The organism is Pseudomonas batumici (assembly GCF_036585405.1).
GTDB classification, from domain to species: domain Bacteria; phylum Pseudomonadota; class Gammaproteobacteria; order Pseudomonadales; family Pseudomonadaceae; genus Aquipseudomonas; species Aquipseudomonas batumici.
Window position 1 is genome coordinate 4,886,826 of sequence record NZ_CP144470.1, and the last position, 14,594, is coordinate 4,901,419.

Below are 14,594 nucleotides of genomic sequence, written 5' to 3' on the forward strand. Positions count from 1 at the left end.
TATGCACGGCGCGCAGATTCGTCATCAGCCACCCGTTTCCGGCCGTAACAAGCCGGTGCAGCGGGGGGCCAGCCGGATGGTGGCTAAAGAGCCGATGTCGGTGCGCCTGCCCAAAGCCAATTTCGGTTTTCTGAAAAGCCTGATGTGGCCGGTACTGCTGGTGGCCCTGGGCTTCGGTACCTACGAAGGCGCCCAGCGCCTGTTGCCCTACGCGGATCGGCCGATCAGCAAGATCAACGTGCAGGGCGACCTGAGCTACATCAGCCAGCAGGCGGTGCAGCAGCGGATCGCGCCGTACGTCGCGTCGAGCTTCTTCACCATCGACCTGGCGAGCATGCGCGCAGAGCTGGAAACCATGCCGTGGATCGCCCACGCCGAGGTCCGGCGTGTGTGGCCGGACCAGGTGGTGATCCGCCTGGAAGAGCAATTACCGGTGGCCCGCTGGGGCGACGGGGCGTTGTTGAACAACCAGGGCCAGGCGTTCGCGCCACGGGAATTGGCGAACTACGAACATCTGCCGCAGCTGTTCGGTCCCCAGCGGGCCCAGCAGCAGGTGATGCAGCAGTATCAGGTGTTGAGTCAGATGCTGCGTCCGCTGGGGTTTTCGATTGCCCGGCTGGAGCTGCGTGAACGGGGCAGCTGGTTCCTGACCACCGGCGCGGGAAGCGCGGGGCCGGGGATCGAGCTGTTGTTGGGCCGCGACCATCTGGTCGAGAAGATGCGCCGTTTCATTGCCATTTATGAAAAAACGTTGAAAGAACAGATTACGAACATTGCCAGCATCGATCTGCGCTACTCCAACGGCCTGGCCGTCGGATGGCGGGAACCTGTGGCGCCCGCGACGGCCAAACCCGCCGTTGCGAAGAATTGAGAAGAGGCAGGACCATGGCAAATGTGCAAAGCGGCAAAATGATCGTCGGACTGGATATCGGCACTTCCAAGGTGGTGGCGCTGGTGGGCGAGGTCGCGGCCGATGGCACGCTGGAAATCGTCGGTATCGGTACCCATCCTTCTCGCGGCCTGAAGAAGGGCGTGGTGGTGAACATCGAGTCCACCGTGCAGTCGATCCAGCGCGCCGTGGAAGAAGCGCAGTTGATGGCGGGCTGCCGGATCCACTCGGCCTTCGTCGGTGTGGCGGGCAATCACATCCGCAGCCTGAACTCCCACGGCATCGTCGCGATCCGTGATCGCGAAGTCAGCTCGGCGGACCTCGAGCGCGTGCTGGATGCGGCCCAGGCCGTGGCGATCCCGGCGGACCAGCGGGTGCTGCACACCCTGCCGCAGGACTACGTGATCGATAACCAGGAAGGCGTGCGCGAGCCCCTGGGCATGTCCGGCGTCCGTCTGGAAGCCAAGGTCCACGTGGTCACCTGCGCGGTGAACGCGGCGCAGAACATCGAGAAGTGCGTGCGTCGCTGCGGCCTGGAAATCGACGACATTATCCTCGAGCAACTGGCGTCCGCGTACTCGGTGCTGACCGACGACGAGAAAGAGCTGGGCGTGTGCCTGGTGGACATCGGCGGCGGCACCACCGACATCGCCATCTTCACCGAAGGCGCGATCCGTCACACCGCGGTGATCCCGATTGCCGGCGACCAGGTGACCAACGACATCGCCATGGCCCTGCGCACTCCGACCCAGTACGCCGAAGAGATCAAGATCCGCTACGCCTGCGCCCTGGCGAAACTGGCCGGTGCCGGTGAAACCATCAAGGTGCCGAGCGTCGGCGATCGTCCGCCGCGCGAGCTGTCCCGCCAGGCCCTGGCCGAGGTGGTGGAGCCGCGTTACGACGAGCTGTTCACGCTGATCCAGGCCGAGCTGCGTCGCAGCGGCTACGAGGACCTGATCCCGGCCGGCATCGTGCTGACCGGCGGCACCTCGAAGATGGAAGGCGCGGTCGAACTGGCCGAAGAAATTTTCCACATGCCGGTGCGCCTGGGTGTTCCGCACACGGTCAAGGGTCTGTCGGACGTGGTCCGCAACCCGATCTATTCAACTGGGGTGGGGCTGTTGCTGTACGGGCTGCAAAAGCAGTCGGACGGCATTTCCCTGTCCGGCTACAACGGCGGCAACAGAAACGACTATCGCGATGAAGATCAGAAAGCACCTGTGCTGGAGCGTTTGAAACGCTGGGTCCAGGGCAACTTTTAAAGTTTCAAAGCAGTAGAAGTAGGCGAAAAAACTAGAGAATGAAAGGAGAGGGAACATGTTCGAACTCGTAGACAACGTCCCACAGAGTCCGGTAATCAAGGTTATCGGCGTAGGCGGTGGCGGCGGCAACGCCGTTAACCACATGGTCAAGAGCAACATCGAAGGCGTCGAGTTCATCTGCGCCAACACCGATGCCCAGGCCCTGAAGAACATTGGCGCGCGGACTATCCTGCAACTGGGTACCGGCGTGACCAAGGGGCTGGGTGCCGGCGCCAACCCGGAAGTCGGTCGCCAGGCCGCGCTGGAAGATCGCGAGCGCATCGCCGAAGTGCTGCAGGGCACCAACATGGTGTTCATCACCACCGGCATGGGTGGCGGTACCGGTACCGGTGCGGCGCCGATCATTGCCGAAGTGGCGAAGGAAATGGGCATCCTCACCGTTGCGGTGGTGACCCGTCCGTTCCCGTTCGAAGGCCGCAAGCGCATGCAGATCGCCGATGAAGGCATCCGCGCGCTGAGCGAAAGCGTCGACTCGTTGATCACCATCCCCAACGAGAAGCTGCTGACCATCCTGGGTAAAGACGCAAGCCTCTTGTCGGCTTTCGCCAAGGCTGACGATGTGCTGGCCGGTGCCGTTCGCGGTATCTCCGACATCATCAAGCGTCCGGGCATGATCAACGTCGACTTCGCCGACGTACGCACCGTGATGAGCGAAATGGGCATGGCGATGATGGGCACTGGCTGCGCCAGCGGTCCGAACCGTGCGCGTGAAGCCACCGAGGCGGCGATCCGCAACCCGCTGCTGGAAGACGTCAACCTGCAAGGCGCGCGCGGCATCCTGGTGAATATCACCGCCGGTCCGGACCTGTCCCTGGGCGAGTACTCCGACGTGGGTAGCATCATCGAAGCCTTCGCTTCCGAAGCGGCGATGGTCAAGGTCGGTACCGTGATCGATCCGGACATGCGCGACGAGCTGCACGTGACCGTGGTTGCCACCGGCCTGGGTGCACGTATCGAGAAGCCTGTGAAGGTCATCGACAACACCCTGCAGACCAGCCAGTCGGCTGCCGCCCAGGCGCCAGCGCCGGCGCGTCAGGAACTGCCGTCGGTCAACTACCGTGATCTCGACCGTCCGACCGTCATGCGCAACCAGGCCCAGGCCGGTGCTGCGACTGCCGCGAAGATGAACCCGCAGGACGACCTGGACTATCTGGATATCCCGGCTTTCCTGCGTCGCCAGGCTGATTGATGGAATGTATCAGGAGTATTAGGGTGATTGGTGTTCAGCAAAGGCCTGGTCTGCTATTATCGCCAGCCTTTGTTGATACCTGTTCGCAATTTGCGCTGAAGCGGCCCATGCCATGATTAAACAACGCACCCTGAAAAATATTATCCGTGCCACAGGTGTCGGCCTGCACTCCGGCGAGAAGGTCTACCTGACCCTCAAGCCAGCGCCTGTGGATACCGGCATCGTGTTTTGTCGTGCCGACCTCGACCCTGTGGTGCAGATTCCTGCTCGCGCGGAAAATGTTGGCGAAACCACGATGTCGACCACGTTGGTCAACGGTGACGTCAAGGTGGACACGGTGGAGCACCTGCTCTCGGCCATGGCCGGCCTGGGCATCGATAACGCCTACGTCGAGCTCTCCGCGTCCGAAGTCCCGATCATGGATGGTAGCGCTGGACCCTTCGTATTCCTGATTCAATCTGCCGGCCTGGAAGAACAGGACGCAGCCAAGAAGTTCATCCGCATCCTGCGTGAAGTCACAGTGGAAGACGGCGACAAGCGCGCCACTTTCGTGCCTTTCGAAGGGTTCAAGGTGAGCTTCGAGATCGATTTCGATCACCCGGTGTTCCGTGACCGCATCCAGAGTGCCAGCGTGGATTTTTCCAGCACTTCGTTCGTAAAAGAAGTCAGCCGCGCCCGGACCTTTGGTTTCATGAGTGATATCGAGTACCTGCGCAAGCACAACCTCGCACTCGGCGGTAGCGTGGAAAATGCCATCGTGGTCGATTCGGATGGTGTACTGAACGAAGACGGCCTTCGTTATGAAGACGAATTCGTCAAGCACAAGATCCTCGACGCCATTGGTGACCTCTACCTGTTGGGCAATAGCCTGATTGGTGAGTTCAAGGGCTTCAAGTCCGGTCACGCGCTGAACAACCAGCTCCTGCGCAAGCTCATCGAGCAGAAGGATGCCTGGGAAGTGGTGACCTTCGAAGACGCCAGCACCGCGCCGATCTCTTACATGCGTCCCGTTGCGGCCGTGTAACGACTCTCTCCTTTTGTCGTATTTGAAAGCCGCCTTCGGGCGGCTTTTTTTATGCCCGCGTTCTTGTAGGAGCGAGGCTCGCATGCACCGCCCGGTCGCGGCCCTCGTGCTTGGCCTGGTACAGCGCCTGGTCGGCTTTGCGCAGCAACTGTTCCACCGTGCCTTCGCTGGGCGGGGACGTGGTGCTGGCGCCGATGCTGACGGTGATCGCTTGCGCGTCCCCCTTGAAGGGCGCCTGCGCGGCCATGGCCGCGCGGATCTTTTGCGCCAGGTTCAACGCACCGTGCTCGTCGGTTTCCGGCAACACCACGGCGAACTCTTCGCCGCCATAACGCGCCGCCATGTCGCCAGGACGCCGAATGCTGTCGCCGATCACCTGCGCCAGCTGCCGCAGGGCCTGGTCGCCGACCGGGTGGCCGTGGCGGTCGTTGAAGGCCTTGAAATGATCGGCATCGATCATCAGCAGCGACAGGGGTTTGCCCGACCGTTGCGCCCTGGCCCACTCGCGCTGCAGGGCTTCATCCAGCGCCCGGCGATTGGCCACGCCGGTCAGCGAGTCGGTCGCCGCCAGTTCGGCGAGTTCCTCTTCGGCGCGCAGGCGCAGGCGCAGTTCCCGGGACAGCAGCCAGGTCAGCCAGAGCACGATGAGGCAGAGAACGCCCGTGGCCAGGCCGACCAGCGACGCGGTATGCCGCCAGGCGCGATAGACATCATCGGTGGAGAGCGCGACCACCACGATCAGCGGCAACTCACCCACCTGGGAGAAGGTATAGAGCCGTTCGGCGCCGTCGACGCTGGAGACGCTGGTAAAACTGCCTTCGCCCTCGTGCAGGATGCGGATGAAGTTGGGGCGATTGCCGAAGTTCTTTCCGACCAGTTCCTCGGCCAGTGGTGGCTGCTGGGCCAGGAGAATACCCGCCGTGCTGATCAGGTTGACCGAACTGCCCTTGCCGACATTCAAGGTCTTGAACAGCGCGTCGAAGTAACTCAGGCGCATGGCGGCCGCGGCGACCCGAGAAACTCGCCATCTGCCGAGGATACCCGGCGGCTGAAACCGATCAGCCAGGGATGGGGCGCCCGGCGAGCCTTGAACGGGCGACTGATCATCAGTCTCGGGCTCGGGTCGTGCAGATGAGCCTGGAAGTATTCACGGTCGGAGAAATTATCCATTCTCGGCTTGATCGAGAGCGAGTCGGCGATGACATCGCCCTGGCGATCGAGCAGGAGAACGTCGCCTCTGTGGGAGGTGGTCGAGGACCGGTCGAACAGCGCCAGATGACGAACCTGGGGCGGCACGCTCGCCAGGTCCGGGCGTTGCGAGGCCTCGATCAGGCCCTTGACCGCCTGGTCGTAGAGTTCCACGTTGCGCAGCACATCGGCATCGATCAGTTGCACGATATTGCTCGCTGCCCGGGCGGCGGCCTGGGCAGCACTGCCGCGCTCGCGGACCAGCAGGTAGGTCACGATGGCGAGAATGGCAACGACCGTGAGCGTGCTACCCAGGATCAGCAGGAGCTGCGGGTTGGCGGGTTTTGCAGAGTGGTGGTGGATGATGGCACTCTCATCGCATGGGTTTATTGGCGCATGTATACGGCCCACGCAAGAAAAACGCCAGTCTCAAACGACGTGTCTGTGGAGTTTCAGCTCAGGAAAACCTCGATCGGGTCGGCCTGGGGCCGATCCAGTTCGCTACTGGTTCAGGCCGGCAGGTGGAGGCCAAAGGTGTTGACCCCATCCTGGCTGCGCACGAACACGTCGCCACCATGCATCAGGGCGATGGCCTTGACGATCGCCAGCCCCAGTCCATGATTGGCGCCACTGTTGCTGCGCGAGGCATCGACCCGGTAGAAGCGTTCGAACAGCCGCGCAAGATGCTCCCCGGCAATGGCTTCGCCAGGGTTGGAGACGGCAATCGCCACCTGCGCGCCCTCGCGTTCGATGCGCACCTCGATCACCTGCCCCGGCGCCGTGTGCTGCACCGCATTGCTCAGCAGATTGATCAGGGCCCGGCGCAAATGGGCGATCTCGATCCGCACCTGGGCGTCGCCGCTGACCCGCACCTGGACCTGGGCGTCCTCCAGGATGAAATCCAGATAGTCGAGGGTGGTCGCCACCTCGCCGGCCAGCGAGGTGCTGATCAGCTTGGTGGCCTTGCTGCCCTGGTCGGCACTGGCCAGGAACAGCATGTCGTTGATGATCGAGCGCAGGCGCTCCAGCTCTTCGAGGTTCGATTGCAGGACCTCGAAATAATGCTCCGCCGAGCGTCCGCGGGTCAGTGCCACCTGGGTCTGGCCGATCAGGTTGGTCAGCGGCGAGCGCAGTTCATGGGCCACGTCGGCGTTGAACGATTCCAGTCGCGAATAGGCTTGCTCGACGCGTTCCAGGGTCGAGTTGAAGGAATTGACGAACTGGCTGAGCTCCGGTGGTAGCGGCGACAGCTGCAGGCGCCCGGACAGCCTCGGCGGTGCCAGTTTCTGCGCCTCTTCCGAGAGCTTGATCAGGGGTTTCAGGCCGATCCGCGCCACCCAGTAACCCAACGCGGACGCCAGAGCGATGCCGATGATGGCCAGGCCGATCAGGGCGATCAGCAAGTGATGTTGGGTCTGGCGGAAGGTTTCGGTGTCGATGGCGATCAGAAACTTCAGCGGCGGACGCGGTCCCTTGGCCGGCAAGGCGTTGACCAGCACCTTGAACGGGTAGGCATGCCCCGGCAAGCGCAGGTTGCGCATGCCGGCGGGGCCTTCGGCGAAGGTGCGAACCAGAGCGTCGGGAGTGCCGTACTCGTAGTTTTCATTGCCACTGACCACCCAGAAACGAATGCGCATGTCCTCTTCGCCCAATTGCTTGAGCTTGGCGCTCACCTTGGCCCAGTGCTCCAGGGTGCTGTCGTGATTTAGCGATGACAGCAGCACACTGGAGCGCGCCTCCAGCTCGGCTTCCGGCAACAGGCCCAGGCTTTTGTCCACCTGCTGGTACAGGGCCCCGCCGATCAACAGGAACACCAGCAGCGCCACGCCGCTGAACAGGCCGCTCAGGCGCAGGGCGATGCTGTTAGTCGGCACCGCGGCTCTCCAGCACGTAGCCCATGCCGCGAATGGTGTGCAGCAGTTTCTGCTCGAACGGGCCGTCGAGCTTGGCCCGCAGGCGCTTGATCGCGACTTCGACGACGTTGGCGTCGCTGTCGAAATTGATGTCCCAGACCATCTCTGCAATGGCGGTCTTGGAGAGGATTTCGCCCTGGCGCCGAGCCAGCACGCTGAGCAGCGAGAACTCCTTGGCGGTCAGGTCCAGGCGCACCCCGGCGCGGCTGGCCTTGCGGCTGATCAGGTCGACCCAGAGGTCGGCGACACTGATCTGCACCGGCTCGTGGCCGCCGCCGCTGCGCCGGGTCAGGGCCTGCAGGCGGGCCACCAGTTCGAGGAAGGAAAAGGGTTTGCCCAGGTAGTCGTCGGCGCCTTCGCGCAGGCCGCGAATACGGTCTTCGACACGCTCGCGGGCGGTGAGCATGATCACTGGCGTCTGCTTGCGCGCGCGCAGTGCCTTGAGCACGCCGAAGCCGTCCAGTTCCGGCAGCATCACGTCGAGCACGATCACTGCATAGTCGCTTTCCAGCGCCAGGTGCAGGCCGCCGACTCCATCCCGGGCGAGGTCCACCGTGTAGCCCTGTTCGGTCAGGCCGCGATGCAGGTAGTCGGCGGTTTTTTCTTCATCTTCGATAATCAGAACGCGCATGAGCCCGCCTCAGAGAGTGATCGCCGGCGCGGGCGCCGGTGTCGGCCGATGGAAGAGCCGCTCGAGCCACAAGTATATGACGGGGGTGGTGAACAAGGTCAGCGCCTGGCTCACCAGCAGCCCGCCGACCACGGCGATCCCCAGCGGTTGGCGCAATTCGGCGCCGGTGCCGTGGCCGATCATCAGCGGCAGGGCGCCGAGCAGGGCGGCCAGGGTGGTCATGATGATCGGGCGGAACCTTGTGATACAGGCCTTGTAGATCGCCTCCTCGGGCGACAGGCCACTACGCTGGGCCTCGAGGGCGAAGTCGATCATCAGGATGCCGTTCTTTTTCACGATGCCGATCAGCAGCACCAGGCCGATCAGCGCCATGATCGAGAAGTCCTGGCCCAGCAGCCACAACATGATCAGCGCGCCGAGACCGGCGGACGGCAGGGTGGAAATGATCGTCAGCGGGTGCACGAAACTTTCATAGAGCACCCCGAGGATGATGTAGACCGCCACCAGCGCCGCGAGGATCAGCCACGGCTGGCTGGCCAGGGAGCTCTGGAAGGCCTGGGCCGCGCCCTGGAAGTTACCGCTGATGGAGGCCGGCATGCCGATTTCGTTCTTCACCTGGTTGAGCATCAGCACCGCATCGCCCAGGGCCACGCCAGGCATCAGGTTGAACGACAGGTTGGCGGCCGGGAACATGCCGTCATGGGCGATGGATAGCGGGCCGCTGCTGGGCACGTCGAAGCGCGCCAGGGCCGACAGCGGGACCATCTCTCCGGTCAGCGGCGAGCGCAGGTAGAAGTAGTTCAGGCTTTCGGCCTTGCCGCGCTGCGCGGCATCCAGCTCTAGGATCACGTTGTACTGGTTGGTCTCGGTCTGGTACTCGTTGATCTGCCGCTGGCCGAAGGCGTCGTAGAGGGCTTCGTCGACATCGCTGGCGGTCAGGCCGAAACGCGCGGCGGCGCTGCGGTCGATGTTGATATGGGTGATGCTGCCGCCCAGTTGCAGGTCGTTGGACAGGTCGCGAAACGCCGGGTTGGCCCGCAGTTTTTCCGTCAGGCGCTGGGTCCAGGTATTGAGCGTGTCGCCGTCATTGCTCTTGAGCACGTATTGATACTGGGCCCGGCTCGGCCCGGAACTGAGGTTGATGTCCTGGCCGGCCCGCAGGTAGAGGACGATGCCGGGAATCTTCATCAGTTTTGGGCGAATGCGGTCGATAAAGGCGCTGGCGGACACATCCCGCTGGTCCTGGGGCTTGAGTGCGATCCAGAAGCGGCCGTTGGCGATGGTCTGGTTGCTGCCGGAAACGCCCACCGAGTGGGAGAACGCCTGCACCGCCGGGTCGGCCGCGACGATCTCGGCCAGGGCCTTGTGCTTGGCCACCATGTCGTTGAAGGAAACGTCGGCGGCGGCTTCGGTGGTGCCGAGGACGAAGCCGGTGTCCTGGATCGGGAAGAAGCCCTTGGGAATGAACACGTAGCCGGCAACGGCCAGGCCCAGGGTCAGGCAGAACAGCCCGAACATCAGTTTCTGGTGCGCCAGGGCGCGGCGCAGGCCACGCTCGTAGACGGCCAGCAGGCGTTCGCCGAAACCGGGTTTGGCATGTTCGTGATGCACCGGCGCGCGCATGAACAGCGCGGCCAGGGTCGGCGCCAGGGTCAGCGAGACCACCACCGAAATCAGGATGGTCGAGGTGGCGGTCAGGGCGAATTCCTTGAACAGGCGTCCGACCACGCCGCCCATGAACAGCAGCGGAATGAACGCGGCGACCAGCGAGAAGCTGATCGAGACCACGGTAAAGCCGATTTCCCCGGCCCCCTTGATCGCGGCTTCGCGCATGCCGTCGCCGGCCTCGAGGTGGCGATGGATGTTTTCCACCACGACAATCGCGTCGTCCACCACGAAGCCCACGGCGATGACGATCGCCACCAGGGTCAGGTTGTTCAGGCTGAAGCCCATGACGTACATCAGGGCAAAACTGGCCACCAGGGACACGCCGAGCACGGCGGAGACGATCAGGGTCGCCGACAACTGGCGCAGGAACAGCGCCATCACCGCCACCACCAGCAGGATGGCGATCAGCAGGGTCATTTCCACTTCATGCAGCGAGGCGCGGATGGTCTGGGTCCGATCGATCAGCACCTTGACCTGCACCGAGGCCGGCAGCATGGCTTGCAGTTCCGGCAGGGCGGCCTGGATACGGTCCACGGTCTCGACGATGTTGGCCCCCGGCTGGCGCGAGATCACCAGGTTCACCCCCGGCTCGTCACCGGACCAGGCTTGCACGTAGGCGTCCTCGGAACCACGGATCACCCGGGCGACATCCTTGAGCTGGACCGGCGCGCCATTCTTGTAGGAAACGATCAGCTGCTGGTATTCCTCCGGCTGGAACAGTTGGTCGTTGGTCGACAGGGTGGAGATGCTCGACTTGCCGTACAGCGCGCCCTTGGCCAGGTTGAGGCTGGTCTGCTGGATCGCCTGGCGGATGTCCGCCAGGGTCAGGCCGATGGCCGCCAGCTTGTCCGCCGAGGCCTGGACCCGGATGGCCGGGCGCTGCTGGCCGGTGATGTTGATCTGGCCGACGCCATCGATCTGGCTGAGCTGGCGGGCCAGGAGGGTTTCGGCGTAGTCGCTGAGCTCGGTGCCGGGCATCCGGCTGGAGCTGACACTGAGGATCAGCACCGGGCTGTCGGCCGGGTTGACCTTGCGCCAGGTCGGCAGGGTCGGCATGTCCTTGGGCAGCTTGCCCGAGGCGGTGTTGATCGCTGCCTGGACTTCCTGGGCGGCGGTGTCGATGCTTTTACTGAGGGTGAATTGCAACGTCAGGGTGGTGGTGCCCAGGGCGCTGCTGGAGGTCATCTGGGTCATGCCGGGGATGGCGCTGAATTGCACCTCCAGCGGCGTGGCGACCGAAGACGCCATGGTTTGCGGGCTGGCGCCGGGGAGCTGGGCCGACACCTGGATGGTCGGGAACTCCGCTTCCGGCAACGGCGCCAGGGGCAGGCGCGGGAAGGCGATCGCACCGAGCAGCACCAGGGCGAAGGTCAGCAGGAGGGTCGCCACCGGATGATCGATGCACCAGGCCGAAACGCCGCGGCTGTCCTTGATCATGGCTTGGACTCCACGGCGCTCTGCCGGTCAGCCACCTTGGCTTCGCCCAGTACTTCGATCCGCGAGCCGGGCTTGAGCCGCGACTGGCCGTCGCTGACCAGCACATCGCCGGCCTGCACGCCGGTGATGATGTTCAGGTCGCTGTCCTGGTAGGCCATCTGCACCGCGACCACTTCCACGCCGCTGCCTTTGACCCGGTAGACGAAGTAGTTGTCCAGGCCGCGCTGGACCACCGAGGGCGGCACCACCAGGGCGTCGCGCTCCAGGGCGGTCTGGATCTTGATGTTCACCAGTTGGCCCGGCCAGAGCTTCTGGGTCTTGTTGCTGAATTCGGCCTTGGCCTTGATGGTCCCGGTGCCCGCCGCGACCTGGTTGTCGATCAGGGTCAGGTGGCCTTCGCCCAGCAGCAGGCCGCTGTGCCCGTCGTCCCCGAGGAAGGCGCTGACCGGCGCCGGCGGGCTGCTGGCGAGCAAACCTTGCAGCGTCGGCAGCATCTGTTGGGGCAGGGAGAACTCCACGGCAATCGGGTCGATCTGGGTCACCGAGAACAGGCCCTGGGCATCGCTCATGCGCAGGAAGTTGCCTTCGTCCACGGCGCGAATGCCGACTCTGCCGCTGACGGGCGAGTGGATCTGGGTATAGGAGAGCTGGACCTGCGCCGCGTTAATCGCCGCCTGGTTGCCTTGGGCGGTGGCCTTCAACTGATTGACCAGCGCTTGTTGCTGGTCGTAGGTCTGCTTGGAAATACCGTTGTCGACCGTCAGCAACTTGTAGCGCTTGAGGTCGACCTCCGCCACCTGCAACTGCGCCTGGCTTTGCGCCAGCTGGGCCTTGGCCTGCGCCAGGCTGGCCTGGATCGAACGATCATCCAGGGTCGCCAGCAGGTCGCCTTCCTTGACCAGTTGTCCTTCCTTGACCAGCAGCCGGGTGAGGATGCCGTCGATCTGCGGGCGGATCACCACGCTGTGCAACGACAGCACCGAGCCGATACCGCTGACATAACGCGGCACGTCCTGCCGGGCCACGCTGACCACCTTGACCGGCACGCTGGCACTGGCGGTGGGCTTGGCCTGGGACGGTCGGGTCAGCGCCCAGATCGCGGCAGCGGCCAGGAGCACCACCAGGCCAAGGATCAACGCGGTTTTCTTCGGGATACGCATGCTGTCAGAGCGCCGGGACAAAGGGATAGGGAGGTGAATGCTGGCAGAACAGTCGCTCCTTTATAACCCCCCGACCGGGTCAGCAAGGTGACGGCCACCTGTCAGGGCTGTCAGAAAACCGTCTGTCTTATAACCCGCCGGGTATTAAAGCGCCTATCACTTTGGGCGATAACGTTAAAGAGTATCCAGGGCGGACAATCAATGGAGATATATCCTACAGACGATTCTTTAATTTCTGGTGCGGTGGCGTGCAGTGATCTTTACTTGCTAATGCCGACCCTGTTTTGGGAGTGTTGGAAATGAACGGGAAAATAATAAGTCTCGGCGTCCTGTTGCTGATTACCGGCGGTTTCAACGTACCGACAGCGAAGAGCGCCGGGCTGATCAGGTTTTCCGGACAGATCGTGGAGTCCGGTTGCGAAGTCGGGACGCAGGCAACAGACAATGTCGGGCCGCAGAGTCGATGGCTCAAAGTCTCCTCTGTATTGAGTTTGAATGTCGATACGGCAGCCAATGCCTGTCGCGAGGGGCGGGTGCCTTTTAGCGTGAGCTATCAGCCCTTAGCGGCGAGTGTCGCGACCCGACAGACGACAGGGCAAGGCGTGGTGATCATCACGTACAACTGAGTTGTACGTGCGCTCACGCGCCAGGTGTTGTCGATGGTGTGTATAGACGGGCCGCCAGGCGGGTAAAAATCCGGCGACCTGCGGGAGCGCGCATGCCCGGAACTTGGCGATATTGAACAAATAGCGCTGTTTGCAACTATTCGTGCTGGCATCAGATCAGTATCAAAGTAATTTGTCATTGTGTCTTGCGGGTGAGCTGTTTCGTGAAAACAGTTTGAATATTAAACGCTAATTGTTCCTGTTTCTTTGAGTTTGGAATGACACCGAACTCTGACAGTATTAGCGTGCCTCTTTGTAAGCGCGGTCTTAGTTGTCCAGTCGCGAAGGGCTTACAGCGTTATATAGTCTTCGAGTCTATAGTGCTCGCCACCCAAGTGATGGGTACAAACGAATTAACTCGAAGGATTGTGTTCGCATGAAAAAGATCTCTATGACCCTGGCTTTATTGGCGGCGACCCTGGGGGCAATCACTACCGCACACGCAGCCAACGGTGGCACGCTGAACTTTACCGGTGCCTTGACCAACACCAGTTGCGAAGTATCTTCCGGAGGCGGTTCGGCCGATAACATCCCGGTGGACCTGGGGCGTGTGTCCTTTGCCGATATCGGTAACCGCACCGACTCGCGGCTGGGCACCGCGAAAAACATCGACCTGGTGGTGACCTGCCTGCAACCCGCGGCGGAGAACACCGTGCACATGTCGTTCCGGCCCGCGCAAACCGATGCCAACGATCCTTACCTGTTGACCACCGCCGGCGCCGCCCAGGGCGTGGGGATCGGCCTGGTGCGCCGCGACAGCGATGCCTTCCTCAATATCCAGGATCCCACCGACACCATTGACGGTGTCCTCCAGCCCAGCGGTACCGGCTCGAGCGGTGCACTGGCCCTGAGGGCGGTGTTTGTCAAGAACGGTGTGGCCACGGTACCCGGTGGCGCAACCGGCACCGTGCCTTTTGTCCTGACTTATAACTAAGCGGTTTTCTTGAACGGAGCTTTTCACAGCTCCGTTCTTTTGTTCATTGAGACGGGTAGTTCAGATGCGGAACGTTTTTGCTCCGGTGATCGGTATGGTCCTGGCCATATCGATAGGAGCCGATGCGCGGGCGGGTATTGTGTTGAATACGACACGGGTGGTTTACCCGGCGCAAGACAAGGAAGCGGTACTCAGTGTACTGAACAACAACTCCTCGGCCATCTTGCTGCAGTCCTGGCTCGAAGCCGATGAAGGGGGCACGCAAGAGCCGCCCTTCGTGGTGGTTCCCCCCTGGTGCAACTGCCCTCGGGCGGTCGGCAGACGGTTCGCCTCATTCATTCCGGGGCGGCGATGCCGCCGGACCGTGAGTCGCTGTTCTGGTTGAACGTGCAAGAGATTCCCCAGGCCAGCGAGCAGGAGAATGTCCTGCAGATCGGCATTCGCCAGCGCATCAAGGTGTTCTACCGCCCGGGCCGGCTCAACGAGGATGTCGAGCAGGCGCCCGGGCTACTGCGCTGGAGCCTGCGCCGTGGCGGCGTCCTGAATGTCGTCAACACCGGGCCCTATCACCTGA

10 protein-coding genes and 2 pseudogenes are annotated in these 14,594 nt (G+C 62.8%); 7 read left to right on the forward strand and 5 right to left on the reverse strand.

All coding sequences use genetic code 11. The features are described 5' to 3' along the window. The first annotated feature begins 1 nt into the window (after nucleotide 1). From NUH87_RS22265 to lpxC, 4 genes are all read left to right on the forward strand, one after another. Entirely contained in the window at nucleotides 2-871 is an 870-nt protein-coding gene (locus tag NUH87_RS22265) for a cell division protein FtsQ/DivIB (RefSeq protein ID WP_338522700.1), read from the forward strand. A 14-nt stretch (nucleotides 872-885) separates the two neighbouring features. After that, nucleotides 886-2,151, forward strand: a complete 1,266-nt coding sequence (ftsA, locus tag NUH87_RS22270) for a cell division protein FtsA (RefSeq protein WP_040070741.1) — start codon at nucleotides 886-888, stop codon at nucleotides 2,149-2,151. Between the two features lie 55 nt (nucleotides 2,152-2,206). Beyond that, nucleotides 2,207-3,400 carry a cell division protein FtsZ gene (gene ftsZ, locus NUH87_RS22275; protein WP_040070740.1) on the forward strand — a complete coding sequence of 398 codons (1,194 nt, stop codon included), beginning with the start codon at nucleotides 2,207-2,209 and terminating at the stop codon, nucleotides 3,398-3,400. 112 nt (nucleotides 3,401-3,512) lie between these two features. Next, nucleotides 3,513-4,424 (forward strand): UDP-3-O-acyl-N-acetylglucosamine deacetylase, encoded by a 912-nt coding sequence (gene lpxC / locus NUH87_RS22280; RefSeq protein ID WP_040070738.1) that lies wholly within the window; start codon nucleotides 3,513-3,515, stop codon nucleotides 4,422-4,424. Between the two features lie 49 nt (nucleotides 4,425-4,473). On the opposite strand, the pseudogene NUH87_RS22285 reads toward lpxC, so the two are convergent. The 5 genes and pseudogenes from NUH87_RS22285 to NUH87_RS22305 form a co-directional block, all read right to left on the reverse strand. Next, nucleotides 4,474-5,975, reverse strand: a pseudogene (locus tag NUH87_RS22285) (diguanylate cyclase). A 146-nt stretch (nucleotides 5,976-6,121) separates the two neighbouring features. Then, the gene (locus tag NUH87_RS22290) at nucleotides 6,122-7,486 is read right to left on the reverse strand and encodes a heavy metal sensor histidine kinase (protein ID WP_338522701.1); all 1,365 of its coding nucleotides are present in this window, start codon (nucleotides 7,484-7,486) and stop codon (nucleotides 6,122-6,124) included. Then, complete coding sequence (locus NUH87_RS22295; protein ID WP_338522702.1) at nucleotides 7,476-8,156, reverse strand: heavy metal response regulator transcription factor; 681 nt, start codon at nucleotides 8,154-8,156, stop codon at nucleotides 7,476-7,478. Before NUH87_RS22295 ends, NUH87_RS22290 begins: the two co-directional genes overlap by 11 nt. Before the next feature lie 9 nt (nucleotides 8,157-8,165). Next, nucleotides 8,166-11,261: a multidrug efflux RND transporter permease subunit gene (locus tag NUH87_RS22300; RefSeq protein ID WP_338522703.1), complete on the reverse strand. Its 3,096-nt coding sequence runs from the start codon at nucleotides 11,259-11,261 to the stop codon at nucleotides 8,166-8,168. Beyond that, nucleotides 11,258-12,421 (reverse strand): efflux RND transporter periplasmic adaptor subunit, encoded by a 1,164-nt coding sequence (locus NUH87_RS22305; RefSeq protein WP_338522704.1) that lies wholly within the window; start codon nucleotides 12,419-12,421, stop codon nucleotides 11,258-11,260. Before NUH87_RS22305 ends, NUH87_RS22300 begins: the two co-directional genes overlap by 4 nt. 299 nt (nucleotides 12,422-12,720) lie before the next feature. On the opposite strand from NUH87_RS22305, the gene NUH87_RS22310 reads away from it, so the two are divergent. The 3 genes and pseudogenes from NUH87_RS22310 to NUH87_RS22320 form a co-directional block, all read left to right on the forward strand. Beyond that, nucleotides 12,721-13,047, forward strand: coding sequence for a type 1 fimbrial protein (locus NUH87_RS22310; RefSeq protein ID WP_338522705.1), 327 nt, complete (start codon nucleotides 12,721-12,723; stop codon nucleotides 13,045-13,047). 415 nt (nucleotides 13,048-13,462) lie between these two features. Beyond that, nucleotides 13,463-14,020, forward strand: a complete 558-nt coding sequence (locus NUH87_RS22315; protein WP_338522706.1) for a fimbrial protein — start codon at nucleotides 13,463-13,465, stop codon at nucleotides 14,018-14,020. 94 nt (nucleotides 14,021-14,114) lie between these two features. Further along, nucleotides 14,115-14,440 (forward strand): annotated as a pseudogene (locus NUH87_RS22320) (molecular chaperone); the annotation flags it as partial. Nucleotides 14,441-14,594: the final 154 nt, after the last annotated feature.

Excerpts from the sequence above, each read along its gene's own strand:
- NUH87_RS22265 (WP_338522700.1), top strand. The coding sequence starts at position 2 with ATGCACGGCGCGCAGATTCGTCATCAGCCACCCGTTTCCGGCCGTAAC.
- ftsA (WP_040070741.1), top strand. The coding sequence starts at position 886 with ATGGCAAATGTGCAAAGCGGCAAAATGATCGTCGGACTGGATATCGGC.
- ftsZ (WP_040070740.1), top strand. The coding sequence starts at position 2,207 with ATGTTCGAACTCGTAGACAACGTCCCACAGAGTCCGGTAATCAAGGTT.
- lpxC (WP_040070738.1), top strand. The coding sequence starts at position 3,513 with ATGATTAAACAACGCACCCTGAAAAATATTATCCGTGCCACAGGTGTC.
- NUH87_RS22295 (WP_338522702.1), bottom strand. The coding sequence starts at position 8,156 with ATGCGCGTTCTGATTATCGAAGATGAAGAAAAAACCGCCGACTACCTG.
- NUH87_RS22300 (WP_338522703.1), bottom strand. The coding sequence starts at position 11,261 with ATGATCAAGGACAGCCGCGGCGTTTCGGCCTGGTGCATCGATCATCCG.
- NUH87_RS22305 (WP_338522704.1), bottom strand. The coding sequence starts at position 12,421 with ATGCGTATCCCGAAGAAAACCGCGTTGATCCTTGGCCTGGTGGTGCTC.
- NUH87_RS22310 (WP_338522705.1), top strand. The coding sequence starts at position 12,721 with ATGAACGGGAAAATAATAAGTCTCGGCGTCCTGTTGCTGATTACCGGC.
- NUH87_RS22315 (WP_338522706.1), top strand. The coding sequence starts at position 13,463 with ATGAAAAAGATCTCTATGACCCTGGCTTTATTGGCGGCGACCCTGGGG.